Source organism: Nonlabens dokdonensis DSW-6 (assembly GCF_000332115.1).
In the GTDB taxonomy this organism is placed as follows: Bacteria; Bacteroidota; Bacteroidia; order Flavobacteriales; family Flavobacteriaceae; genus Nonlabens; species Nonlabens dokdonensis.
The window spans coordinates 2,798,240-2,823,636 of the sequence record NC_020156.1 but is presented as its reverse complement, the minus strand read 5'-3'; the positions used below and the strand labels follow the sequence as shown (position 1 = coordinate 2,823,636).

Sequence of the window (25,397 nt, the reverse complement as noted above, 5' to 3'; positions counted from 1 at the left end):
ATTATTTTTGTAAAATAAAATTTATTCATGAGAAAAGCAGTTATCGTATCATACGCAAGAACACCCATAGGAAGTTTTATGGGGAAATTATCATCTATTCCAGCTACTAAATTAGGTTCCATAGCTATTACAGGAGCACTAGAGAAAATTTCTCTCGACCCAAAAATGGTAGATGAAGTATTAATGGGTAATGTCGTTCAAGCTGGAACAGGTCAAGCACCTGCAAGGCAAGCTGCTCTAGGTGCTGGAATAAGTGAACTTACACCTGCAACCACTGTAAATAAAGTATGTGCTAGCGGAATGAAGACAATTATGATGGCCGCTCAATCTATTGCTCTTGGAGATAACGAAATAGTTATTGCTGGAGGAATGGAAAACATGAGTATGATCCCACATTATGTACATATGAGAAATGGTCAGAAATTTGGTCCAACTACTTTGATAGATGGAATGCAAAAAGATGGCCTTGTTGATGCTTATAGTCAAGAAGCAATGGGAACTTGTGCTGATCTTTGTGCAACTGACCATAATTTTTCTAGAGAAGATCAAGATGCATTTGCAATTCAGTCTTATCAAAGATCTAAAAACGCATGGGAAAGTGGAAAATTTGAGAATGAAGTGGTGCCTGTTTCTGTACCGCAGAGACGTGGTGATGCTCTCATAGTTGACACAGATGAAGAGTTTGCAAACGTACGTATGGATAAAATCCCTGCGTTAAGACCAGCCTTTTCAAAAGACGGTACCGTTACTGCGGCAAATGCATCGACCATCAACGATGGCGCAGCAGCTTTAGTTTTAATGAGTGAAGAAAAAGCTGCTGAACTAAACTTAAACGTTCTAGCAACTGTAATAGGTTATGCAGACGCCGCTCAGGAACCAAAGTACTTTACTACTGCACCTGCAAAAGCGCTTCCAAAAGCACTAGATAAAGCAGGTGTTTCTTTAAATGACGTAGATTATTTTGAATTTAACGAGGCTTTTTCAGTTGTGGGACTTGCCAATATGAAAATTTTAGGTCTCAACGATAAAAATGTTAACGTTTACGGCGGTGCGGTATCTTTAGGACATCCTCTAGGATGCAGTGGTGCTAGAATTGTAACTACTTTACTAAGTGTATTAAAACAAGAGAAAGGTAAAATAGGAGCAGCAGCTATATGTAATGGGGGTGGTGGTGCTAGCGCTATTGTTTTACAATCGTCATAAATAGATATGAAGTACGGTATTTGTCCTATTTCAATTGCTCCTTTAAGATCTGAAACCAGCGATTCTAGTGAAATGGTATCTCAGGTTCTTTATGGTGAGACATTTAAAATTATAGACACAAGAAAAAAGTGGTCTAGAATACGGTTATCTCACGATAAATATGAAGGATGGATCGATAACAAACAAATCACCGAAATTGAATCTGAACAGTATCACTCGATATTGAAAGGTCATAAACAGTTCTCGAGAGATTTAATTGGTCATATCACCCATAATGATATGACCTTGAGCACTGTTACCATCGGAGCACAAACAAGCTCGTGCACTTTTTTAAATGACCAATATTCATTAAATCAACCTGAAACAATATCCTACGATAAATCAAATCTCATTGAAAATGCACTTCTATTTTTGAACGCGCCTTATTTATGGGGTGGAAGAACACCATTAGGAATAGATTGCAGCGGCTTTACCCAGCTTATTTACAGAATGAATGGTTTTGATTTACTAAGAGATGCTAGCCAACAAGCAACTCAAGGAGAGGTACTAAGTTTTATCGAAGAATCTGAACCTGGAGATTTGGCTTTTTTTGATAATAATGAAGGTGCTATTACACACGTAGGACTAATCATGAGCGATAATTACATTATTCACGCCCACGGTAAAGTAAGAATTGATCGATTAGACCAAAGCGGTATTTTTAATGTAGAGAAAAAAGTACACACTCATAAACTAAGAGTAATCAAAAAAATACTCTAAGCCTTTCTTTATTTTATGATTATGAGTAGTATAGTTATTGGAAGGAAATAGGTTTTCTAAAACACTACTTAAAATTAGCAAAATTTAATTCTCTAGTTGATCTAATTTTGATTTAACTATCTCCAATTTGGTATCCTGACCTAAGAAAGAATAAAGTCCCACCAGCTGTTTCAACACAGGAATACTTTGAGGGTGCTTATTAGAAATTCTTTCTAATACTATTATAGATTTTTTGTACAACTCAATTTGCTGAGCTTGTAAACTTTCGAACTTTTTATCATCAGATGGATCATCTGAGAGCAAATTCATCTTATCTACTAATAGGGATGCTTCATCTATATAAGTTTTAGATAAATTTATGGCTGCATTTAAATAAGCAGGATCAATTTCCAATACTTTTCTAAATGCAATTCTTGCTTCCACTATTTCTTTATTCTCTTGTTTTACCACTCCAATATTATAATGCGCATCTGAATCGTTAGGATCCTTTGCCACTATAGTTTCCATAACTTGAAGAAATTTATCTTTATCACCCATCTGGTAGTAATAATTACCTTTAGAAATTAAAAGCGAATTATCTTCAGGACTAAGCGGAATAGCCTCGTTAATAACAGCTATTGCTTTTTGAAAATCTCCAACTTTATTTGCGTATATCCACGATAGGTTTTTCAAAATTTCAGGAAGTCTTGACATTGTTTTGCTCTCTGATGGCTCACTATGTGTACCTGATTTAATCGCTAAATCTCTTGTAATCTTGTCTGTAAATTGCTCTTGCTTGCCTGAAGAGAGTTCTTTAGCATAAAATAAATCTCTTACGCCAGTATGATCTAGGCTTCTTAATTCTTCATAGTATTTAAGCGCTTTATCATAATCTTTCCCTGTGGTAGCGTTTGAAGCTGCAAAATATAATAGATCTGGATTATCAGGTTGTATTTTATAAATGTCATGGAGCATTGTAGATGCCTCGGTGAAATTTCTAGTTTTTGTGAAAGAAACTGCTTTATCAACAGCTATTTCAATAAGCTCATCAAACAAGGGCCTTGCTTGATTTGTATAGATTGTAGCATTCCTTTTCTTTTCAATTTCAAATAGTTTATTGTATGCAGCACCAGAATTTTCAAAATACAAATCAATGTCGACGTTGTTCTCGTATAGTTTTTGATAAGCTTGAGCCTTTAAAAAATAAAATAATGGAGCTCGTTGATCATTTTGTAAACTAGTTTTAGCCTCAAAATTTGAGAGTATCTCAATTACATCACTGAATTCTCCTTTATCTAATTGTATTTGTACATTATTAAAATTTATGTTCTGACCGTGCACGAACATGGCTATACTTAAGGTAAAACTTATCAAAAATATATTTCTCATACTTTTAAAATTAAAGATGTCATTACTATTATATCGGATATTCATCCTAATAACTATCAAATGAATTATTTAGTTAAAACTAAGGAAAAACAATAATTCCACAAAAGTTCATTGCTGCGGTTTACTTAAAATAAGGGACTGAATTCATAAAAAAAGCTCTTAGAAAAAATCTAAGAGCTTTTGGTAGTCCTGCTTTCGCGAAAGCGATACTATAAAATATTTAATTATAACTTAGCTTTCATCTCAGCTGCTTGTTCTTTCATATCTAAAAACTCATAAAGATTTACAAGGGTCTTTGTAATATCCTTTACTTCTGGTTTTATTACATGAGCTTTACGAAAATTATCTATTGCAAGAAGGTATAACTTTTTCTGATCTTCGGCAGTATTACCTTTTGAGTTCCCTTTATTTATATAAGAATTTGCAATATTTACCAAAGCAACATAATTATCAGGGTCTAATTTAAGTCCTGATTTAAAATAAGTTATGGCGCTATCATATTTCTCATTTTTCAGTGCATCTATTCCTAAATTGATAAAAACATTAGGATCCTTAATATCGTCTCCCATATTCTCAATCGCTTCCTTGTACTCATCCATCATACCTAAAGTAAGATAAATATCAGCTTTTGCCAGTTTTAATGAAATGTCGTCAGGATTGCTTGCTACCGATTGCTTGTAAACCTCAAGTCCTTTTGACTTGTTATCTTGATTCACATAGATCCATACCGTTTTTAATACTATATCTCCTAGAAGAGAAGACGATTTAGACTCTGTAGGATTAGAGTGACTTCCTGATTGAACAGATAGATCTCTAAGTTTCTCAGAAACAAAAACTTGCTCCTCTCCGTTAGTTTTTACGGCTTTATAAGTGGTTAATACACCATCATACTTTTTATCTAGTAAAATAGTGTAATATTCTAATGCCTTGTCATAATCCTTTAAAGAATATCTTATGTTACTAAGATCATACAACAATCCTAGATTTTCTGGATACTTTTCATACATCTCTTCGAGAAGAGTCGCAGCAGTTTCTAGATTTCCAGATTTTAAATTTTCACTAACTATAGCAAATTTGCGATCTAGCATCATCTTTTCTAACATAGGTTCTAGAACGGGATCAGAATAGCCAGCTTCCTTTGCCTTAGCAACAGCAGCTTCTGCTTTTCTCAATACGTCAAGATTAGCAGGATTCTTACCTGTTAAATCCATATAATTTGCAGCTTTGTAAAAATTATACGTTGCAGCATATTTTTCTTCTACTGAGTTTTCATCAATGGATCTAAAAATATTTTGCGCTTCAACAAAATTTTCTTTAGATATTGCTTTTTCTATTTTTCTCATTTCCTTTTTCTGAGCAAAAGCTATAGAACCAATTGCTAAAAAAAGGATCATCAATTTGAGTTTCATTTTTTTAAGTATTTTAATTAATTATTCTTCACTGTCATCAGTTGCAACTGTCGTGCCATCTGTATTTTCGGTATCTACAATTTCAGATGTTTCCTCATCTTCATCGTTCTCTCCTTCTTCATTAACAACCTTAGCAACTGCAGCAATAGAGTCACTTCCTTTAAGGTTGATTAACTTAACACCTTGTGTCGCACGTCCCATAACCCTTAAGTCTGCAACTTTCATACGTATAGCAACTCCAGATTTATTGATAATCATCAATCCATCTTCATCGCTTACATTTTTGAGCGCAACAAGACCTCCTGTTTTCTCTGTAACCGAAATTGTTTTTACACCTTTTCCTCCACGATTCGTCTCTCTATAATCATCAAGACTGGATCTTTTACCATATCCTTTTTCAGAAACTACAAGTATGTTAGAATCCATATCGTTTACGGCTACCATTCCTATTACTTCATCTTCATCATTTGATAATCTAATACCTCTAACTCCACTGGCATTTCTACCCATAGGTCTAGTTTTAGACTCGTCAAAACGTATGGCTTTACCACTCTTAAGACCTAACATTACATGACTATCTCCAGTTGTAAGTTTAGCTTCTAGAAGTGTATCACCATCTCTAACAGTAATTGCATTAATACCGTTTGACCTAGGTCTAGAATACTGTTCTAAAGAAGTTTTCTTAACAACTCCTTTTTTAGTACACATGATTACATAGTGACTATTAATGTATTCTTCGTCCTTAATATCTTGTGTACAGATAACTGCTTTCACGTTATCATCCTGCTCGATATTTATTAAGTTTTGGATAGCACGACCTTTTGAGGTTTTGCTTCCTTCTGGAATTTCATAAACTCGCATCCAGAAACATTTTCCTTTCTCCGTAAAGAATAGCATGTACTGGTGATTCGTACCTACAAAAAGATCTACTAAGAAGTCTTCATCTCTAGTGGTACTCGCCTTTTGCCCTACTCCACCTCGATTTTGTGTTTTATACTCCGTAAGACTTGTTCTTTTAATATAACCAGCATGAGAAATAGTTATTACCACTTGCTCATCTGGAATCATATCTTCAATAGATAAATCTCCACCAGCATATTCTATTTGTGATCGACGATCATCTCCATACTTTTCTCTTACTTCTTGAAGCTCTTCTTTGATGATGTCCATACGACGCTCTTTCTTTGCAAGAATATCTTTCAAGTCAGTAATGGTCTCCATCAAGTCGCTGTACTCATTGCGCAGTTTATCTTGCTCAAGACCTGTAAGCTGTCTCAATCGCATTTCTACGATGGCACGAGCTTGAATCTCTGACAACTCAAAACGTTCAATCAATTTAGCACGAGCTTCTTCTCCATTGCTACTAGATCTTATTAAAGCAATCACCTCATCGATGTTATCACTCGCGATAATTAATCCTTCTAAGATGTGAGCTCTTTCTTCTGCTTTGCGCAACTCATAAGTAGTTCTTCTTACAACTACTTCATGTCTGTGCTCGACAAAGTGATGAATCATCTCCTTAACATTAAGAAGTTGAGGACGTCCTTTTACAAGAGCAATGTTATTAACACTAAAAGAAGATTGAAGCGCCGTATGCTTGTACAACTTATTGATAACGATGTTAGGAATGGCATCACGCTTTAAAATATAAACGATGCGCATACCGTTACGGTCAGATTCATCTCTTATCATAGAGATTCCTTCTAACTTTTTATCGTTAATAAGATCAGCTGTTTTCTTGATCATATCAGCTTTGTTTACCTGATATGGAAGCTCGTCCACTATGATACACTCACGGCCTTTAACTTCTTCAATGCGCACGCGACCACGTATTTTTATACGACCACGTCCGGTATGAAAAGCATCTTTAACTCCATCATAACCATAAATAATTCCACCTGTAGGAAAATCTGGTGCTTTGATGTGTGTTATTAATTCATCTATCTCGATGTCATTATTTTCAATATAGGCTATCGTTCCATCTACTACCTCAGTTAAATTATGAGGTGGCATATTAGTCGCCATACCTACTGCAATACCACTAGCTCCATTGACTAAGAGATTAGGGATTTTTGTAGGTAGAACGGTAGGCTCAGATAAGGTATCATCAAAGTTTAATTGCGTGTCTACCGTTTCTTTATCGATATCTGCAAGCATCTCTTCAGATATCTTGCGCATTTTTGCTTCTGTGTAACGCATGGCAGCCGGTGGATCTCCATCGACACTACCAAAGTTACCTTGACCGTCTACCATCATGTAGCGCAATGACCACTCTTGAGCCATACGTACCATGGTATCATATACAGATGTATCACCATGTGGGTGATACTTACCGAGGACTTCTCCTACGATTCTTGCACTTTTTTTGTAACCTCTATTAGAAAGTACACCTAGTTCATACATACCGTATAAAACTCTTCTATGTACTGGTTTTAGTCCATCTCGCACATCTGGCAGTGCTCGTGACACTATGACTGACATCGAGTAATCGATGTATGCTGACTTCATTTCATCCTCGATATTAATCGGGATTAACTTTTCTCCATCTGCCATTGAATTCAGATTATATTAATTTAGTTAATTTAACAACTAGCAATTTAATGAAATCCCTAGTATTAATAAGGCTTTGAATCAATTTTAGATGTGTTTTTATTAACACTTTTCACTTTAGTCTGTGAATAAGTTTTAAATGCTTTGAAATGGAAGAAAAGGCCTGTTTTTGTTACGCTTTCGCGAAAGCAAACAAAGTATTAACCCTTTTTTATATTACGGAATGCTTTTTGAAAAGAATAAATTCAATACATTTAGACGAAAGAAGCGATATGGACGATAATTTTTCACCCAGAGTAAAAGACGTAATCGCCTATAGTAAGGAAGAAGCCTTACGATTAGGCCATGATTTTATAGGAACAGAACATTTAATGTTAGGATTATTAAGAGATGGCGATGGAAAAGCTATCGAGATCTTGACAAACTTATCAGTAGATTTAGACAACTTAAGACGAAAAGTAGAGATTTTAAGCCCTGCAAATCCCAATGTAAGCGCAGCAGTTAATGAAAAGAAGAATCTTCATTTAACAAGACAGGCAGAGCGTGCTCTTAAAACAACTTTTCTAGAGGCTAAGTTGTTCCAGAGTACTTCCATCAACACGGCCCATTTATTATTATGCATTCTACGCAATGAGAATGACCCTACAACAAAGCTTTTAAATAAGCTCAAAGTAGATTATGATAATGTAAAAGATGAATTTAAATTGATTCTCTCTCAGGAAGATGGTTATGTAGAAGATGTAAGTGCTGCTTCTTTTAGCGATGATAATGATGGAGATGAAATGCAGGATGGTGGAAAAGAAAACTTATTCTCTCCTAGTTCTGACAAGAAGACAAATAAAAAATCAAAGACGCCAGTATTAGACAATTTCGGTCGTGACTTAACAAGAATGGCCGAAGATGATAAACTTGATCCTGTTGTAGGAAGAAGTGAAGAAATTCAACGAGTTTCTCAAATATTGAGCCGTCGTAAGAAGAATAATCCGCTATTAATAGGAGAACCTGGAGTAGGTAAAAGTGCGATTGCCGAAGGTCTTGCTTTGCGTATTATTCAGAAAAAAGTGTCTCGTACCTTGTTTGACAAAAGGGTCATAACCCTTGATCTAGCGAGTCTAGTAGCTGGCACAAAATATCGAGGTCAGTTTGAGGAGCGTATGAAAGCTGTAATGAATGAGCTAGAAAAAAATGATGACATTATTCTTTTTATAGACGAAATTCATACCATAGTAGGTGCTGGAGGCGCTGCAGGTTCACTTGACGCCTCAAATATGTTTAAACCTGCTCTTGCTAGAGGTGAGTTGCAATGTATAGGTGCTACTACCCTAGACGAGTATAGAAATAGTATTGAAAAGGATGGCGCTTTAGAAAGACGTTTTCAGAAGGTTATGGTAGAACCTACTTCTGTAGAGGAAACTGTTGCTATTCTTAACAATATAAAAGGTAAGTACGAGGAACATCACAATGTTATTTATACCGATGAAGCTATTCTTGCTTGTGTAAAATTGACCAATCGTTATATGACTGATCGTTTTTTACCAGACAAAGCTATTGATGCTCTAGATGAAGCTGGTTCTCGTATTCACATCACTAACATTGAAGTACCAGAACAAATCGTAGAGATTGAAAAGCAACTTGAAGAAGTAAAAGTTGAAAAAAATAGCGTAGTTAAGAAGCAGAAATATGAACTGGCTGCAAAGTTGCGTGATGATGAAAAAAAGTTAGAACAAAGACTTGTAGAAGCTCAAGAAGCATGGGAAGAAGCTTCTAAGCTTCATAAAGATACCGTAACAGAAGAAAATGTTGCTGAAGTAGTAAGCATGATGACTGGTATTCCAGTAAGTCGTATCGCTACTAAAGAATTGAAAAAACTGAGTAATTTAAACGAGTCTATTGGAGACTTAGTTATCGGTCAAGATAAAGCGGTAAAGCAAGTAGTAAAAGCTATTCAGCGTAACAGAGCAGGTCTTAAAGATCCTAACAAACCTATCGGTTCTTTTATTTTCCTAGGTCAGACTGGTGTTGGAAAAACTCAACTCGCTAAAGTTCTCGCTAGTGAACTATTCGATTCTGAAAACTCTCTCATTAGAATAGATATGAGTGAGTACATGGAGAAATTTGCTATTTCACGATTAATCGGTGCACCTCCAGGATATGTAGGTTATGAAGAAGGTGGTCAACTTACTGAAAAAGTAAGACGTAAGCCGTATGCTGTAATCTTACTAGACGAGATTGAAAAAGCACATCCAGACGTATTTAACATGTTATTGCAGGTTTTAGATGATGGTTACTTAACAGACAGTCTAGGTAGAAAAATTGATTTTAGAAATACGATCATCATCATGACTTCTAACGTAGGTGCTAGAAAATTAAAAGACTTTGGTGCTTCTGGTGTAGGTTTTGGAACAGCAGCTCGTAAAAGTGCAGAAAGTGATAATGCACGTGGTATTATTCAATCTGCATTAAAGAAAACCTTTGCTCCGGAATTTTTGAACAGAATTGACGATGTGATTGTATTCAACGCATTAGAAAGAGAAGATATTCATAAAATAATCGATATTGAACTTGCTAAATTATTTGCTCGAATTGAAGATTTAGGATACCACCTTAACCTTAGTGATAAAGCAAAAGACTATATTTCAGACAAAGGATTTGATAAAGAATATGGCGCACGACCGTTGAAGCGAGCAATTCAAAAATATATAGAAGATCATCTCGCTGAAGAAATAGTGAACAGTCAGCTTCAAGAAGGTGATACGATCTTTATGGATCTTGATGAGAAAAAGAATGAATTAATCGTAAAGATTGAGAAGCCCTCTAAAGAAGAGGAAGAAGAATCTAAAAAAGAGTAATTAATACATTTATATATTAATGAAAAGAGTCTTAAGCATTTGTTTAAGACTCTTTTTTTATTTTTAAAATTATGAGAAATGAACTTCTTTACTTTGAAGCTTTCTATAAGCTAAAATCTTAAAGTGAAATAATAAACGTTATTTAAGGGTCTATTTAATCATAAAGGATTTGTTATCAATACGATATTGTAATGAAAATTCAGATTTTATTATGATCCCTTAAGCTGTCGTTTTCAAACTACCTCGTTGTATTATCGTGATATTATGCTTTTTGTCGTTTTGTAAATTATTATTAAAATTTGATATGCATGCATATCAAATGAGAACTATTTTTGCACGCTCAATTTTTAATAAATATTTTCATGCGTGTTTTAGAATTGCATTTTGGAGTTTTTGAATTACTTCCCAACATTGTGTTAGGTAAAATTAAGGAAGGCATTCACTTTGATCAAGAATTAAATGCAATTTTAGGCGAACATTTGATCGCTCATTACGGTGATAATCACCACTTAGGTTATGTGAGTGTGAGAGAAAATAGCTATAGTGTAGATCCCATGGTACATCTATTCAACTCTCGTTACGATAAGTTGTGCTGTATAGGAATAGTTGAAAATCAAAATAGCCTATTAAGTTCTGTTGCGCTTGAGAGTAAATTTTTCAAAAAAGGTAAATTAAAATCTTTTCAAGATTCAAATGATGCTCTAAAATGGACTAATCATCAACTTGAAAGTATCATAAACAACACTCTTACTACTTCGATGAATTAATCATTTAAAATTAGGTCATCAATATTCATGGAATCGATAAATTCTTGAGCTTGTTTTATATCTGTATACATCACTCTATCGTTATCATAAGCTGCAATTGTTGATCGTAAAATACTCTTTATTGAGCTCAAAACGCTAGACGTTTCCTTCTCATGAAAATCTAATGATTGCACACTAGTTAACAGTTCTATAGATAGGATCGTTTTTAAGTTGGTAATTACTTTAAAGGCTTTTGTTGCAGCATTAGCGCCCATGCTTACATGATCTTCTTGACCATTAGAGCTTACAATACTATCTGTTGAAGCTGGATTAGATAGTTGCTTATTTTGGCTAACAATACTAGCTGCGGTATATTGTAAAATCATCATACCGCTATTTAAACCGGCATTTTTACATAAAAAAGGAGGCAAACCTCTAGTACCACTCATCAATTGAAAAATTCTTCTTTCACTTATACTACCTACCTCACTCATTGCAATGCTTAAAAAATCTAGCACTAGAGCTAACGGTTGTCCGTGAAAATTTCCACCAGAAATAATAGTATCTGATTCTGGAAATACGTTAGGGTTATCCGTCACAGAATTACATTCGGTTAAAACAGTTTTTATAACATGATCAAGTGTATCCTTGCTAGCGCCATGAACTTGTGGCGTACATCTAAAACTATAAGGATCTTGAACATTTGCCTTTACATCTGCAGCAATGTCACTGTCTTGTAGTAATTCCCTAATGATAGAAGCACTTTTTAATTGTCCTTTATGAGGTCGTATCAAATGAATTCTCTCATCAAAAGGAGACATATTACAAGAAAAACCATCTAGAGATAATGCCGTCGTAATATGAGCCCAATACCATAATTTTTGAGATTCTAAAGAGAGATAAACTCCATAAGCTAGCATAAACTGGGTTCCGTTAATAAGAGCTAGTCCTTCCTTCGATTGTAATTGTAAGGCTTTCCAACCCTTCAGTTCATTAATTTCTTCGCCAGTGTATCGTTTTCCTTCATAAATAACTTCTCCTAAACCTATTAGAGGCAAGGCAAGGTGTGCTAAAGGCGCAAGATCACCAGAAGCTCCTAAAGATCCTTGTTCATAAATAACTGGATATACTTCATGATTATAAAAATCAATTAATCTTTGAACCACTTGAATACTAACTCCGCTATGTCCGTAGGATAAACTTTGTATTTTGAGAAATAACATCCACCTTACGATATGCTCAGGAACTTGTTCTCCGGTTCCACAAGCGTGAGACATGATTAAGTTATGTTGCAGCTGAGTCAAATCCTTCTTATCGATGGGAGTATTGCACAAAGAACCAAAACCTGTATTAATTCCATAAGTCGCAGGACTATCTGTCGTTCCAAAATTATCATCAAGATATTTTCTACATTTTTTGATCGCACTCAATGACGCTTCAGATAACTTAATCTCTGTTACATTTTTATCTATGTCATTTAAGTCACGTAGACTTAATCGTTTTGGCGAAATTTCATGTATCATTTTGGGCTGTTTATGTTATTACAATAATAAGTAAACTAGACTCCACACCAAAACACCTAAAATAACCACTTTCAAAAGTTTTATACCTTCCGTCATAAGTTGAAAATCAACTCTATTTTAAAGAAAAGATCTTCAATTCTACCAGCAAACCAACTATAAAAAAATTATTTTTGCATTTATGAAAAATGAAGATTATAAAGGAACTCCTAAAGGTGTTCTTATTCCTATCGGCGGAAATGAAGATAAAGGAATTGAAGAGAGCGAGCAATATACTCTAGAGTTTGTTGAGGACGGTATTTTATATCACGTGGTACAAGAATCTGGCGGTACTGATGCTCACATAGTAGTAATTCCTACTGCTTCAAGTATACCGGTGGAAGTAGGCGATAATTACTTAGAAGCTTTTACTACTTTGGGTTGTAAAAACGTGACTGTACTCGACATTAGATCTAAAGCAGATTCAGAGAAACAATCTTCTATTGACCTTATAAAGAAGGCAAATTGTGTTATGTTTTCTGGAGGAAATCAATCTAAAATCACCAGAAAAATAGGTGGTACAAGTATTCACAAAATTCTAGTAGATCGTTATAGAAATGAAGCTGGATTTGTAATTGCTGGGACCAGCGCTGGTGCTATGGCAATGGCAAATGAAATGATCGCCGGCGGTAGCGCAGCAGAGTCTTTTATAAAAGGTGCGGTAAACATGTATAAAGGATTAAGTCTTATCCCAGAATTAATAATTGATACCCATTTTATTAAAAGAGGCCGTTTTGGGAGACAGTCCGAGGCAATTGCAAAATTCCCTAACTTATTAGGAATAGGACTTGCTGAAGACACTGGAATGATCATCAAAAATGGAAATCAATGTACGGTTATCGGTTCTGGAATGGTGATCGTTTTTGATGGCAGCACCATCAAGCATAATAATGAAAGTATCCTTGAAGAAGGTACGCCTATGACTATTTCTAATATGACTGTGCATGTTCTGTCTAACGGTGATATGTACGATATTAAAAATAGAAATGTTACGGTGCTCCCCATAGAAGCGCCGTTTATTTAATTAAAAGTGCAAGAGTATAATTTGTTATTCTTCAATAATCAATAGAGTTATTCTTGGTCATATAATTTGTCGTGATTCCGCTTTCGCGAAAGCGGAGTCATAATTACCATCATTCTTCAAGCGATCATTTCTTTAGAAAAGTAGTATTTTTCGGCAATTAAATTTTTACCAACTAAAATACTATACCATGTTAGAAATCTTCCTGATCATTTACCTATCTAAAAAAATCGGTGCGATTCTTGAATCCAAAGGCTACAAAAAAGGCTGGTACATCGCTCTTTTTGTTTTCACATGGATTACAGGTGAACTAGGTGGTTTTGTTATAGGAGCACTTGTTTTTCCAGAACAACCTATCGCCATGTATATCATTGCACTTTTAGGCGCTGCTGCTGCGTTTGCAGCCAACTTCTATTTTGCAAAATCATTACCTAATAAAAACATGCATGATTTAGATCAATTTGGTATGACGGAAGAATTTAATGCTTGATAATGAAGTATTTTTATTTAATTATCTTTAAATAAATTAAACATCATGAAATTAACGCTACTCTCTTTAATCCTTCTTTTAGGGTTTATTGGTTTTTCTCAAAATACACTAACTCAATCTACTTGGTATTTTACTGAATTAGTGCAGGGAACAACCGTCACAACGCAGCCCATCCTTTTTCGTAATGTAGGAACGACGCTTCTTTTTGATACTGCTACTTCTTTTGAAACTTATGCGTACAATGATATAAATGGAGATGTTACTTTTGATAATAATAATACCGAGTTTACCTTAAATTTTGGAACCGCAACCCTAGCATTTGCAAATGATCCAGTTATAGATAGCTTTGATCAAGAATACACACAATTCTTTTTGGCTTATCCAGGGCAAATATTCACGTATTCGGTTGTTACATTAGGAAATATAACCACACTGCGCATTACTAATCCTACTGGAAAAGTTGCCGTTTATCGAAACCTACCTTTAAGTGAAACTTCTTTTCAACTTTCCTCAACTGATATTTTCTTGTCTCCTAGCACCGATCAAATTCTTATAGATGCTAATGAAATTCCTTTGAACCTTTTAAGTTATGAGCTGTTTGATCTAAGTGGTAAAAAAGTTTTAAGTGCTCAAAAGATCGAGAATGATCAAATAAATATCAGTTCTTTAAAAAATGGTTTTTACATTTTTAAATTGAAGAATAATGATGGGAACGTTAAGACTTTTAAGTTTTCTAAGTAGTTTAATTCTTCCCACCTAAAAACGGCACAAACCTAAACTCACCAAAAGTTTCTTTTGAAAAATCTGTAGCGCTTTCTCTTATGATCAAGGTCATTATTTGTGGATCGCTACCTACTGGAATCACTAGCCTACCTCCTATTTTGAGTTGGCCCAATAATGTTTGAGGAATTTCTGGAGCACCGCATGTAACGATAATAGAATCAAATGGAGCTTCTTCTGGCAAGCCTTTATAACCATCGCCAAAAACGTATTTTCTAGGACGATAATTCAGTTTTCTAAAGAGTAAATTGGTTTTTACATCTATTTCTATTAAGAAATGTAATGTATATTTAACATTTAAAACTATTTGAATATACTTTCGAATTGTATGACTACAAATCAATTATGAAAAATTTTAAAAAAGTATTTTTTGGACTAGTAATTGTTATTTCTGGATACTTCATTTACACTACATATTTTGAGAAATATCATGAAGAACCTTTAACTAAAGATCTAAAAGAGATTGCGAATGTTTTTGATAATAATGTCAAGTCAAATAATGTCGAATATGATTTAGAAAAGACTATAAAGACAATTCATTCATTGGATAATTCAAGAAAAAATCAAAAGAGTTTTGAAGAATACTACGCATTTTTAAAAACTTTCGATTATTCTGATGTAGCTATTGATGTATTAAATGCCAAAAAGGATATTTTACCCATAATGAACGAAATGCATCAAATTGACAAAGAACTTGAAAATGCAGAGAGTATGTGGACTTTATTCCAAAATATGCCAGAAGTTTTAATTGAAGAAAACTCAAAAGCTTCTTCCTCAATTACTTATCCTTATAATATGATCGCAGTTTCAAGCGCTGCAATAGCAAGTAATGTTTTAAATCAACATGAATTATCTGAGAAATATGAAAAACAATTTAACATTGTAAAGAATGAATATTTGGATTATGTTGAAAATTATACGAAAGTTTATTCAAAGTATTTAAAACAATGGGATGAAGTTTGTATTAAGAGAGACAAAGCATATTTAGAAATCAATTCAGAAAATTTTGAAAGTGCATTAATAGAATTAGATAAGGTATTACTTCTTAGTCCAAAAGACAGAGAAGCTTTGTTGTTAAAATCACTTTGTTTAATTGAAATAAATAAATCTCGATTGATTGTAAATGAATCTATTCCAATTGAAATATCAGAGATAGAAATTATTTTACAACAATATTTGGATCTATATCCAGATCAATCAGCACCAGCTTTATTATTAAAAGGCAGATATTCTCTTTTATTAAATAAAGAAAACGAAGCCCTAACATATTTTAACCAATCAGCAATCGAATATCCAAAGCAAGCTCATAATTTATTGGATTTACTCAACACTTATGAACAACGTAATTATCTAAATAGAAGTGTAGAAGGTAAATATTTACTTGAATTATACAAATCAACAATGGAAGGATATGGGGCTTTCAGTCCAAATTTTCAAAAAGCTTTGATTGCTTCCAATAAATTTAATTCAGATGTAGCAAAAGAAGAAATACTCAAACATTTTTTCAGAAGAGGAAATCAATTGGTTTATGATTTTTTGATTTCAGACATGGATTATTGTGAAAAAAATTTGAAAGAAAGTTTCAATTTGATTTTTGAAGAAAAATCTTTTCTAGATTTAGAGGCAAATACATCTACATGGAATTCAAACGCTTTAAATATTTCTTTAAATAATAAGTCAGACATAAAACTGCAGAATGTACGGTTGTTCCTTTGCATTCACTTCACAGATATGTATAAAGATGATTATGAAGTGTTTAAAGCAGATCATACCATTAATGAGGTAATGCCTCATTCTAAGACTGACTTTGGAAAAACAGAAATCAAATATAATTTTCTTGGTAAGGATAAGAATATTGATAATGATATTGTTAGTGTTAGAGCAATAGTTGTTACTGATGAGAGAATAGCTTGGATCGATAAAAATGATTTTAAATTGGAAGTCATTAAAGATGATATTTCAAATAAGAATATCGAATCAAATAAAAGTAAATTGGAAAAATTAGATTTACATTATAAATACACAGGGATAAGTGGAAAACAAGTGCTAAAATTGATTGATCAGAAATCAATTTTAACGGTTGATCATAATTTAATCGGTAAAGATGTAATTACTTTGAAACTTCCTAGAGAATTAATTCATCTAAACCCTTACTTTAGTATCAATAAATTAAATATGGATGAAGCTATCATTCCTGAAAAGATCAAATTAAATGGACCTTATATCGAAATGCAATTTGATCATAACGTTTCAGAGGATGATAAAGTTGAATTTTATTTAAATAGCAGTGATTTATTAATTAATTGGTCGGTTAGGTTTGACGAAAATAGGAAGGTCAAAACAGTTGAAACAAATATTTATTAAATGTGAATATTTACAAAGAACTTAATCTAATAATTGTAAATTCAAAAGATAAATCAATCCTAATTCTTACCACCTAAAAACGGGACAAACCTAAACTCACCAAAAGTTTCTTTTGAAAAATCTGTAGCGCTTTCTCTTATGATCAAGGTCATTATTTGTGGATCGCTACCTACTGGAATCACTAGCCTACCTCCTATTTTGAGTTGGCCTAATAATGTTTGAGGAATTTCGGGCGCACCGCATGTAACGATAATAGAATCAAATGGAGCTTCTTCTGGCAAGCCTTTATAACCATCGCCAAAAACGTATTTTCTAGGACGATAATTCAGTTTTCTAAAGAGTAAATTGGTTTTTTTATACAATTCATTTTGTCGCTCAATCGTATAGACCTGAGCTTTCATTTCTAGTAATACAGCACATTGATAACCACTTCCAGTTCCTATTTCCAGTACTTTATCGCCTGCTTTTAATTCCAGCAATTGGCTTTGAAACGCCACTGTAAAAGGATGAGATATGGTCTGGTCTGCTCCTATGGGAAATGCTTTGTTTTTATAAGCGTGTTCTAAAAACGAGCTGTCTAGAAACAAGTGTCTGGGCACTTGATTCATAGCGTCTAGCACTTTGGAATCTGTAATCCCTTTATCGCGCATTAAATCTACTAACTGACGGCGCTTTCCTTTATGTATGTAATTATCTTCGATAAGGTCAAAAGTAATTTCAACATTCTTTATTTCCCATTCAAAAGACTACTATTTTTCAACAAAAATTTGCTAATAAATAGTCATAACTAGCTTTTTGCTAACGATATTTTAACGATCTATTACTTATTTTTACAAAAATGCTATAATTATGCTTAAAGCTGGAGTTCTAGGTGCTGGCCACCTCGGTAAAATACACCTTAAACTACTACAACAAAGTGAACGTTACGACCTCGTAGGTTTCTATGATGCCGATGCTCAAAATTCAACAAAAATTGAAGAAGAGTTAGGGTACAAATACTTCTCTGATGTAGATGAACTCATCGCAGCTTGTGACATGATTGACGTAGTAACGCCTACTTCTTATCATCATGCGAGTGGTATGAAAGTCCTCGAGGCAGGAAAGCACCTGTTTATAGAAAAGCCGATTACTGTTACTGTAGAAGAAGCTGAGGAATTGATCTCGCTTTCGCGAAAGCGGAATTTAAAAGGTCAAGTAGGACAAGTGGAACGTTTTAACCCAGCATTTAGATCTGTGGCAAACCGTTTTGATAATCCTATGTTTATTGAAACACATCGATTGGCAGAGTTTAATCCGCGCGGTACAGATGTAAGTGTGGTACTAGATTTAATGATTCACGATATAGATGCAATACTAAGTGTTGTGAAAAGTAAAGTGAAGAGCGTGAGCGCAAGTGGCGTGTCTGTAATTTCTGAGACGCCAGATATTGCAAATGCTCGTATAGAATTTGAAAATGGCTGTGTGGCAAACCTTACTGCAAGCCGCATCAGTCTTAAAAAAATGCGCAAAGCACGTTTCTTCCAGAAGGACGCTTATATCTCTGTAGATTTCCTGACTAAAAAAGTAGAAGTCGTACGTATGAAAGATGCGCCAGAAGTACCTGGTGATTTTGACATGATCCTACAAAATGCTGAAGGAATCAAAAAACAAATCTACTTTGATAATCCAGATATGACAGATAATAATGCCATTCTAGACGAATTAGAAACCTTTGCAGATGCGATAGAAAACGATACCAGACCAATAGTAAATCTAGAAGATGGCGCAGCTGCTCTAGACGTAGCGCTACAAATCATCAAAGAGTTTAAATCTTTATAAATATGAAAAAACTCGTTTTACTAGGTCTTTTATGTGTTTTCGTATCTTGTAAAAAAGAAGCGTCTGAACCTGAAGAAGAAAAAACTACCGATTATAATTCTGAAGGTTTAGAGGATAAATTGGGAGAATTATTCAGCAACACAAATTCTAAAGGAATGGGAATTGCTCTTTTTAATGGAGATCAAATTCTTTTTGAAAGAGGATATGGCGTAAGCTCTTTAAAATACAATGTGCCCTACACTACAAAAACAGTTCAAAACATTGCTTCTATTTCTAAAGTGGTTACAGGTCTTACCTTACTTAAAGCGATGGAAGGAAAAGATGTCAAACTAAGTGATGACATCAATTCTTATTTGCCTTTTAAAGTTAAGAATCCTTTGTTTCCAGATGAGTCCATAACAATTCAACAACTGGTAACACACACTTCTTCTATATATGATGGAGAATTTTATGGTAATTCTTATTACATCATAGAAGAAGGCTTTGAAGATAATCCCGACATCGATCAAGAAGAGGTAAAAGAACTTAAAACGAAAGAAAATAGCCTGCCTTTAATAGAATACCTAAGAGCAACGTTAGAGGAAATAGATAGCTCTAGTACTAAATATGGTTACATAAATTATAAGCCAGGTTCTACTTATAGTTACAGCAATAATGGTGCAGGATTAGTAGCGGTTATCGTAGAGTCCTTAACTGGTCAAGACTTTAAAACATACTCTCAAGAGCAAATTATAAAGCCGCTATCCCTAGAAAATTCCACTTGGCAAGATGACATTAGTGATCAGCATTCTTATTTATATAGCAAAAACGCATTGAGATATCCGTTTTATGGACTGGTAACTGCGGCAGATGGTGCCTATAGAACCAGTACCCATGAGCTAGCTATTTTAGGTCAAGAATTAATAAAAGCGCACCAGCAAGAAGGTACATTATTAAACGACACAAGCTATGAGATGTTCTTCAATAAATATCTAGATGAATCACATTTCAAAACTGAAAAATCTAGTAAAGCACATGAAGAAGATGGGTTCAACAAAGGAGTTTTTATCACTTATGAGCGCGGTGGCATAGGACATTCTGGAGGTGATCCAGGTGTGACTACATTACTTTACTTTCATCCTGAAACACATAAAGGATTTGCGCTTTTGTTTAATTCAGATTTCAATACAGAAGAAGAAGTCGAGGCTTTTAAATCTATTGCAAAACTCTTAAATGAGGAGATTGCCAAATAATAAATAAAATATTCCGATAAAATCGGTACATCATAAAATAATTTACAATGAAAAATATTACAGTTATAGGTGCAGGAACAATGGGAAACGGGATTGCGCACACATTTGCGCAATCAGGTTTTAACGTTGCTCTTGTCGATATTTCACAAGATGCTATAGATAGAGGTTTAGGTACTATTTCAAAGAACCTAGATCGTATGATCGCCAAAGAACGCATAACAGAAGATGATAAAGCAACCACTCTAGGAAATATAACTTCTTATACAGACCTTAAGGAAGGTGTTTCTCAAGCAGATCTTGTGGTAGAAGCAGCGACTGAAAATGTTAATCTTAAGCTTAAAATATTTGGTGATATGGATCAGTTTGCTCCAGCAAATTGCATTTTATCTACTAACACGTCTTCGATATCTATTACTCAAATTGCTTCAGTAACTAAGCGACCAGAGAAAGTAATCGGTATGCATTTTATGAATCCAGTACCTATCATGAAACTAGTAGAAATCATACGTGGTTATTCTACCAGTGATGAAGTTACAGAGACCATAATGACGCTTTCGCGAAAACTAGGTAAAACACCGACTGAGGTAAACGATTATCCTGGTTTTGTTGCCAATAGAATCTTGATGCCTATGATTAACGAGGCAATAGAAACACTTTACAATGGTGTTGCAGGTGTAGAAGAAATCGATACGGTTATGAAACTAGGTATGGCACATCCTATGGGACCTTTACAACTAGCTGACTTTATAGGGTTAGATGTATGTTTAAGCATCCTAAACGTCATGTACGACGGATTCAAAAATCCTAAATATGCTCCATGTCCGTTATTAGTAAATATGGTAATGGCAGGTAAAAAAGGCGTGAAATCTGGAGAAGGTTTCTACGATTACAGCGAGTCTAGAAAGGCTGAAATTGTGAGTGCTAGTTTTAAATAGGAAATATTAACTTACTGATCTTAAAACTCAAAAATGTATCCTACCGACTTCATAGAGCGTATTAATTCTTTAAAAAAAGAACTAGAAACTAAAACTCCTTTGAGAATTGAAGATGAAAAGCGTTTAAAAAAGAAGTTACGTTTAGAATTTAATTATAACTCTAATCATCTTGAAGGAAACACTTTAACTTACGGTCAGACTGAACTTTTATTACTTCATGATAAAAGCACAGGAGATGTAAAGCTAAGTGACATTGAAGAGATGAAAGCACACGATGTGGCTTTATCTCAAATTGAAGAAATGGCAAGGGAAAATGAACGTCCATTAACAGAGTCATTTATTTGCGAACTAAACAAACTTATTTTAGTAAGACCGTTTTGGAAAGAAGCTACAGACTTTAATGGTAACACGACAAGAAAAAAAATAGAGATAGGAAAATATAAGTCTACGCCTAATAGTGTACGACTTAGGAATGGAGAGATTCATGAATACGCCTCGGTAGAGGCTACTCCTGCGATGATGACCGATCTAATAGATTGGTATCGAGAAAATGAACCATCCATGCATCCTGTTCAACTGGCTGCATTATTCCACTACAAATTTGTTTGTATCCATCCTTTTGATGATGGAAATGGTAGAGTTTCTCGTTTAATTATGAATTATATTTTACTTAAAAATAATTATCCGCCAATAATTATAAAATCAGCTGATAAAGAAAATTACCTCACCTCTTTACAAAAAGCAGATACTGGAAAGCAACTTGCGATTATAGAATATGTAGAACAACAAGCTATCTGGTCGCTAGAATTAAGTCTTAAAGCAGCTAATGGAGAAGACCTAGAAGAAAAAGGAGATATTGATAAGGAGATTGAACTTTTGAAAAGAGAAAAATTATCTAAAACGACAAATTTCAAATCAAAAAATACGGTATACGATTTGATAAATCACCTTCATGACGATTTATGGAATTCAATATCATTGCAACTTTTAAAATTCAAAGATTTTTACGAAAAAGCTAACAACGAAATTATTTTAAATCATGAACTCGATCAAAAACTTTCTTTAACTATACGAGATAATTTCAATCTTTTCAAAATATTAGCACCTGCAATAAAGATTGCAATAAAAGACAATCATTTAGATTCGACAGATAATTTTTATGATATCAAGAATTTACTTTGGATATGGAGTTATAGTTCAAATAAAACGGCAACAAAGGACATTGAAGAGACAATAGAAATGAATCTCCAATTAGAGTTCAAATTCTACGAAATTTCTTTAGTGAATAATAAATATGAATTAGAGAGAAACGGTTCTTTGATCAGCACAACTATTATTTATCAATCTAAAAATGATTATGATACTCGTATTACGTCTGAATCGATAAATAATATTTTAAAATCAATATCCAAACAACTTATCAAACAAATAAAAGAAGAAGAATAGTTTCTGACAGTACTTTTCCTAAAATAGCTACATCAATAAATGCCTAAAATAAAACCATTTAAAGGAGTACGAGCAGCAGCAGATAAAGCGGCGCACCTCATCTCGCGCACCTACCAAGATTATGGTAAAAAAGAATTGAAGGCGCAACTCAAATACAATCCCTATAGTTTCTTGCAAATACTTAATCCTGGTTACAAGTTTAATCAAGAAATTTCTGGAATTGAACGCTTCAGTTTAGTACGCAATAGGTATTTAGAATTTAAGGAAGAAGGCTATCTAATTCAAGACGAGCAACCAGCTTTTTACTTGTATGAAAATATAGATCCACATCACAGCTATACTGGGATTATTGCTGGTACCAGTACTAAAGATTATCAAGATAACAAGATTAAAAAACACGAAGACACTCTTAGTTTTAAAGAGGTTCTTTTTAAAGATTATTTAAAGTCGGCTGGTTTTAATGCAGAGCCTGTTTTACTTACCTACAAAGATCGACCAGATATCAACCAGATGATCGATCAAGTAAAAAAGCGTCAACCAGACACCTTTTTCTCCACAACAGATTTCAATTCTCATAAGATTTGGGCGATTACAGATCCTCAAATGATCGAGAGTTTAGAAAAACAGTTTCAAGAAATACCAGAGCTTTATATTGCAGATGGTCACCATCGCAGCGCTAGCTCTTCCTTATTATCTCAAGAAATGGATCCTGATCAAGAAAGCTATCATTACTTTATGAGCCTTCTTATTGCAGAAAACCAACTCAATATTTATGAGTTCAATAGACAAATAAAAGACCTTAACGGATTGACTAAAGAAGAGTTTTTAATCCAACTGGATCAAAACTTTAGAATCCAAAATCGAGGTATAGAATTATACAAACCTTCTAAGAAACACCATTTTAGCATGTATTTAGATGGTGAATTTTACAGCTTGTACTTGCGTAAAGGGTTGTATGAGATATCAAATCCACTACAAGATTTAGACACACAAATGCTATACGATTTGATCCTCAAACCTATATTGGGAATTCAAGATTTACGCACCGATCAACGAATTAAATACAGTTATGGCAAGCACGATATCATGCATATTAAGGAGCGTGTAGATAGCAAAGAGTTTGCCGTGGGCTTCGGTTTGTTTCCTGCAACGGTAGAACAAATGAAATCCATTGCTGATGCTGACTTGAGAATGCCTCCCAAAAGTACTTTTATACGCCCCAAACTACCTAGTGGTTTAATAATTTATGAATTTTAGAAATGAGCACAATTAAAGAATCTTTGTTACGCTTTCGCGAAAGCGTGCAACCTCAAGCTACTCTAGTAGCAGTAAGCAAAACGAAACCCATAAGCGATCTAGAAGAGGCTTATGCGGCTGGTCAGCGCCATTTTGGAGAGAATAAAATTCAAGAAATGACCGAGAAATGGGAACATCTTCCTAAAGATATTCACTGGCACATGATAGGTCACACACAACGTAATAAGGTCAAATACATGGCGCCTTATGTGCATTTGATTCATAGTATTGATTCTCCAAGATTACTTAAAGAAATTAATAAGCAAGCAAAGAAGAACGATCGTGTTATAGATTGTTTATTGCAAATTCACATCGCGAGAGAAGATTCAAAATTTGGTTTTGACGAGGAAGAGTTAATTGCATTATTAAACGATCAGGCGTTTAAAGATTATAAAAACGTCCAGATTAAAGGACTGATGGGAATGGCTACTTTTACTGATAACCATGATCAAGTGAGAGAAGAATTTCAATCGCTAGCTGCTACTTTTGAGAAAATCAAAAACGATGAATTGCTAGATTCGAGACATAATTTCACCGAACTTTCTATGGGAATGACTGGTGATTACGAGGTAGCCCTAGAAGAAGGAAGTACGATGGTACGGATAGGAAGTGCAATTTTTGGTGCCAGAGATTAAGGTCACAATTGCAGTTTAACAGTTTTTTAAAACGTATTCTCCGATTACAGTCTGAAAGAACTATCTGATGATAAAAACAAAAAGGGATGAAATTTAATTTCATCCCTTTTCTTATTTAGTCTAGAAAGATAATCTCTAAAGTACTTCACTTAAATCATATCCTCCGAATTTCTTCATGTATGATCTTACTGAGCTACCATAAGCATCTTTACTACTTTGATTTCCATTAGACTTTAAAAATTTTCTAACGCCTCCAGGACCAGAAAGGTGAGCAGCCGCCAAAATTCCACTTTCAGTAACTTCTACGCCTGCAATTGTTTTTCCTTCATATTTCTCAATATAAGGTTTTAATGACTTGTGGTTGTAGCGCAAGTATTTGAGAAAAACACGTTCTTGCAAGTTTACAGAGTTGAGGAATTCTTCTGTATCAGTAACTCCAAAATGAGCCAAAGTTGTGGCACCAAATTGATATTTACCCATATAGCCTAACGTATTCACACGCCAGTACTGACCTCTAGATTCCTTGAAAGCAAGTGCTTCCTTGAAAGAAATAAAACTATCTTCACCAGAAGTAGCCAGAGAAAGATCTCTCAAACTAGGTTCTTCTAATAAAGGAGCTTTAGTAGGTCCTTTAACTCTAGTGGTATTAGATATAACATAATCCGTATTTACATCTAAAGTACTAGAATCGGTATTGGAACTGGTCGAGTTGAATACCGAGTAGCTCATCAACAATAAAGCTGGATAAGCAATAAAACTCACAAATTGTGACTTCATATGGTTTGTTTTCGAAAAGCTACTGTCACTCTTTTCTTTAAAGCGGCGCAAATTTACGACACTATTCCTTATAAAATACAATCTACTGTTAAAGAACACCTTAATAGCTCATTACAGATAAAAACGACCTTAAATCGAGGATTTTAAATTTGAAATTCAA

Annotated in this window: 20 protein-coding genes and 1 pseudogene; 14 read left to right on the top strand and 7 right to left on the bottom strand. The window is 34.1% G+C overall.

What is annotated here, in order from left to right:
* The first annotated feature begins 27 nt into the window (after positions 1–27).
* Positions 28–1,203 (top strand): acetyl-CoA C-acyltransferase, encoded by a 1,176-nt coding sequence (locus DDD_RS12340; protein WP_015363227.1) that lies wholly within the window; start codon positions 28–30, stop codon positions 1,201–1,203.
* A gap of 6 nt (positions 1,204–1,209) precedes the next feature.
* Positions 1,210–1,962, top strand: a complete 753-nt coding sequence (locus tag DDD_RS12335; RefSeq protein WP_015363226.1) for a C40 family peptidase — start codon at positions 1,210–1,212, stop codon at positions 1,960–1,962.
* An 84-nt stretch (positions 1,963–2,046) separates the two neighbouring features.
* On the opposite strand, the gene DDD_RS12330 is transcribed toward DDD_RS12335, so the two are convergent.
* From DDD_RS12330 to gyrA, 3 genes are all read right to left on the bottom strand, one after another.
* Positions 2,047–3,330 carry a tetratricopeptide repeat protein gene (locus DDD_RS12330; protein ID WP_041567144.1) on the bottom strand — a complete coding sequence of 428 codons (1,284 nt, stop codon included), beginning with the start codon at positions 3,328–3,330 and terminating at the stop codon, positions 2,047–2,049.
* A 224-nt stretch (positions 3,331–3,554) separates the two neighbouring features.
* Positions 3,555–4,724, bottom strand: coding sequence for a tetratricopeptide repeat protein (locus DDD_RS12325; RefSeq protein ID WP_041567143.1), 1,170 nt, complete (start codon positions 4,722–4,724; stop codon positions 3,555–3,557).
* Positions 4,725–4,760: 36 nt separating this feature from the next.
* Positions 4,761–7,292, bottom strand: coding sequence for a DNA gyrase subunit A (gyrA, locus tag DDD_RS12320; RefSeq protein WP_015363223.1), 2,532 nt, complete (start codon positions 7,290–7,292; stop codon positions 4,761–4,763).
* A 269-nt stretch (positions 7,293–7,561) separates the two neighbouring features.
* On the opposite strand from gyrA, the gene DDD_RS12315 reads away from it, so the two are divergent.
* Together DDD_RS12315 and DDD_RS12310 are read left to right on the top strand one after the other, a co-directional pair.
* On the top strand, positions 7,562–10,138 hold the full coding sequence (locus DDD_RS12315) for an ATP-dependent Clp protease ATP-binding subunit (RefSeq protein ID WP_041567446.1): 2,577 nt from the start codon (positions 7,562–7,564) through the stop codon (positions 10,136–10,138).
* A gap of 362 nt (positions 10,139–10,500) precedes the next feature.
* Positions 10,501–10,905, top strand: a complete 405-nt coding sequence (locus DDD_RS12310) for a GTP cyclohydrolase I (RefSeq protein ID WP_015363221.1) — start codon at positions 10,501–10,503, stop codon at positions 10,903–10,905.
* Here the strand turns inward: DDD_RS12310 and hutH are convergent.
* A complete protein-coding gene (gene hutH, locus DDD_RS12305) occupies positions 10,902–12,407 on the bottom strand; it encodes a histidine ammonia-lyase (protein ID WP_015363220.1) in 1,506 nt (501 codons plus the stop codon). The two genes, DDD_RS12310 and hutH, sit on opposite strands and share 4 nt — an antisense overlap.
* A gap of 178 nt (positions 12,408–12,585) precedes the next feature.
* Here hutH and DDD_RS12300 point away from each other — a divergent pair, with 178 nt between their 5' ends.
* The 3 genes from DDD_RS12300 (at position 12,586) to DDD_RS12290 (ending at position 14,695) form a co-directional block, all read left to right on the top strand.
* Positions 12,586–13,467, top strand: a complete 882-nt coding sequence (locus DDD_RS12300) for a cyanophycinase (RefSeq protein ID WP_015363219.1) — start codon at positions 12,586–12,588, stop codon at positions 13,465–13,467.
* Between the two features lie 187 nt (positions 13,468–13,654).
* A complete protein-coding gene (locus DDD_RS12295; RefSeq protein ID WP_015363218.1) occupies positions 13,655–13,954 on the top strand; it encodes a hypothetical protein in 300 nt (99 codons plus the stop codon).
* A 45-nt stretch (positions 13,955–13,999) separates the two neighbouring features.
* A complete protein-coding gene (locus DDD_RS12290) occupies positions 14,000–14,695 on the top strand; it encodes a T9SS type A sorting domain-containing protein (protein ID WP_015363217.1) in 696 nt (231 codons plus the stop codon).
* Between the two features lies 1 nt (position 14,696).
* Here DDD_RS12290 and DDD_RS12285 read toward each other — a convergent pair.
* Positions 14,697–14,987, bottom strand: a pseudogene (locus DDD_RS12285) (protein-L-isoaspartate O-methyltransferase family protein); the annotation flags it as partial.
* 92 nt (positions 14,988–15,079) lie between these two features.
* On the opposite strand from DDD_RS12285, the gene DDD_RS12280 reads away from it, so the two are divergent.
* Entirely contained in the window at positions 15,080–17,098 is a 2,019-nt protein-coding gene (locus tag DDD_RS12280; protein WP_015363215.1) for a tetratricopeptide repeat protein, read from the top strand.
* Positions 17,099–17,157: 59 nt separating this feature from the next.
* On the opposite strand, the gene DDD_RS12275 is transcribed toward DDD_RS12280, so the two are convergent.
* Complete coding sequence (locus DDD_RS12275) at positions 17,158–17,799, bottom strand: protein-L-isoaspartate(D-aspartate) O-methyltransferase (RefSeq protein WP_041567142.1); 642 nt, start codon at positions 17,797–17,799, stop codon at positions 17,158–17,160.
* A 148-nt stretch (positions 17,800–17,947) separates the two neighbouring features.
* Here DDD_RS12275 and DDD_RS12270 point away from each other — a divergent pair, with 148 nt between their 5' ends.
* From DDD_RS12270 to DDD_RS12245, 6 genes are read left to right on the top strand one after another with little or no spacing between them, the layout of a single operon-like run.
* Positions 17,948–18,916 (top strand): Gfo/Idh/MocA family protein, encoded by a 969-nt coding sequence (locus DDD_RS12270; RefSeq protein WP_015363213.1) that lies wholly within the window; start codon positions 17,948–17,950, stop codon positions 18,914–18,916.
* Between the two features lie 2 nt (positions 18,917–18,918).
* Positions 18,919–20,148, top strand: a complete 1,230-nt coding sequence (locus DDD_RS12265; protein WP_015363212.1) for a serine hydrolase domain-containing protein — start codon at positions 18,919–18,921, stop codon at positions 20,146–20,148.
* 47 nt (positions 20,149–20,195) lie between these two features.
* Positions 20,196–21,083, top strand: coding sequence for a 3-hydroxyacyl-CoA dehydrogenase family protein (locus DDD_RS12260; protein WP_015363211.1), 888 nt, complete (start codon positions 20,196–20,198; stop codon positions 21,081–21,083).
* Positions 21,084–21,116: 33 nt separating this feature from the next.
* A complete protein-coding gene (locus DDD_RS12255) occupies positions 21,117–22,529 on the top strand; it encodes a Fic family protein (RefSeq protein ID WP_015363210.1) in 1,413 nt (470 codons plus the stop codon).
* A 39-nt stretch (positions 22,530–22,568) separates the two neighbouring features.
* Positions 22,569–23,786: a DUF1015 domain-containing protein gene (locus tag DDD_RS12250; protein WP_015363209.1), complete on the top strand. Its 1,218-nt coding sequence runs from the start codon at positions 22,569–22,571 to the stop codon at positions 23,784–23,786.
* 2 nt (positions 23,787–23,788) lie between these two features.
* Positions 23,789–24,460 (top strand): YggS family pyridoxal phosphate-dependent enzyme, encoded by a 672-nt coding sequence (locus DDD_RS12245; RefSeq protein WP_015363208.1) that lies wholly within the window; start codon positions 23,789–23,791, stop codon positions 24,458–24,460.
* A 135-nt stretch (positions 24,461–24,595) separates the two neighbouring features.
* Here DDD_RS12245 and DDD_RS12240 read toward each other — a convergent pair whose 3' ends face one another.
* A complete protein-coding gene (locus DDD_RS12240; protein ID WP_015363207.1) occupies positions 24,596–25,237 on the bottom strand; it encodes a hypothetical protein in 642 nt (213 codons plus the stop codon).
* Between the last annotated feature and the right edge of the window lie 160 nt (positions 25,238–25,397).

Excerpts from the sequence above, each read along its gene's own strand:
- hutH (WP_015363220.1), bottom strand. The coding sequence starts at position 12,407 with ATGATACATGAAATTTCGCCAAAACGATTAAGTCTACGTGACTTAAAT.
- DDD_RS12250 (WP_015363209.1), top strand. The coding sequence starts at position 22,569 with ATGCCTAAAATAAAACCATTTAAAGGAGTACGAGCAGCAGCAGATAAA.
- DDD_RS12265 (WP_015363212.1), top strand. The coding sequence starts at position 18,919 with ATGAAAAAACTCGTTTTACTAGGTCTTTTATGTGTTTTCGTATCTTGT.
- DDD_RS12290 (WP_015363217.1), top strand. The coding sequence starts at position 14,000 with ATGAAATTAACGCTACTCTCTTTAATCCTTCTTTTAGGGTTTATTGGT.
- DDD_RS12330 (WP_041567144.1), bottom strand. The coding sequence starts at position 3,330 with ATGAGAAATATATTTTTGATAAGTTTTACCTTAAGTATAGCCATGTTC.
- DDD_RS12280 (WP_015363215.1), top strand. The coding sequence starts at position 15,080 with ATGAAAAATTTTAAAAAAGTATTTTTTGGACTAGTAATTGTTATTTCT.
- DDD_RS12335 (WP_015363226.1), top strand. The coding sequence starts at position 1,210 with ATGAAGTACGGTATTTGTCCTATTTCAATTGCTCCTTTAAGATCTGAA.
- DDD_RS12295 (WP_015363218.1), top strand. The coding sequence starts at position 13,655 with ATGTTAGAAATCTTCCTGATCATTTACCTATCTAAAAAAATCGGTGCG.
- DDD_RS12300 (WP_015363219.1), top strand. The coding sequence starts at position 12,586 with ATGAAAAATGAAGATTATAAAGGAACTCCTAAAGGTGTTCTTATTCCT.
- DDD_RS12315 (WP_041567446.1), top strand. The coding sequence starts at position 7,562 with ATGGACGATAATTTTTCACCCAGAGTAAAAGACGTAATCGCCTATAGT.
- DDD_RS12310 (WP_015363221.1), top strand. The coding sequence starts at position 10,501 with ATGCGTGTTTTAGAATTGCATTTTGGAGTTTTTGAATTACTTCCCAAC.
- DDD_RS12325 (WP_041567143.1), bottom strand. The coding sequence starts at position 4,724 with ATGATCCTTTTTTTAGCAATTGGTTCTATAGCTTTTGCTCAGAAAAAG.
- gyrA (WP_015363223.1), bottom strand. The coding sequence starts at position 7,292 with ATGGCAGATGGAGAAAAGTTAATCCCGATTAATATCGAGGATGAAATG.
- DDD_RS12260 (WP_015363211.1), top strand. The coding sequence starts at position 20,196 with ATGAAAAATATTACAGTTATAGGTGCAGGAACAATGGGAAACGGGATT.
- DDD_RS12240 (WP_015363207.1), bottom strand. The coding sequence starts at position 25,237 with ATGAAGTCACAATTTGTGAGTTTTATTGCTTATCCAGCTTTATTGTTG.
- DDD_RS12245 (WP_015363208.1), top strand. The coding sequence starts at position 23,789 with ATGAGCACAATTAAAGAATCTTTGTTACGCTTTCGCGAAAGCGTGCAA.
- DDD_RS12255 (WP_015363210.1), top strand. The coding sequence starts at position 21,117 with ATGTATCCTACCGACTTCATAGAGCGTATTAATTCTTTAAAAAAAGAA.
- DDD_RS12270 (WP_015363213.1), top strand. The coding sequence starts at position 17,948 with ATGCTTAAAGCTGGAGTTCTAGGTGCTGGCCACCTCGGTAAAATACAC.
- DDD_RS12340 (WP_015363227.1), top strand. The coding sequence starts at position 28 with ATGAGAAAAGCAGTTATCGTATCATACGCAAGAACACCCATAGGAAGT.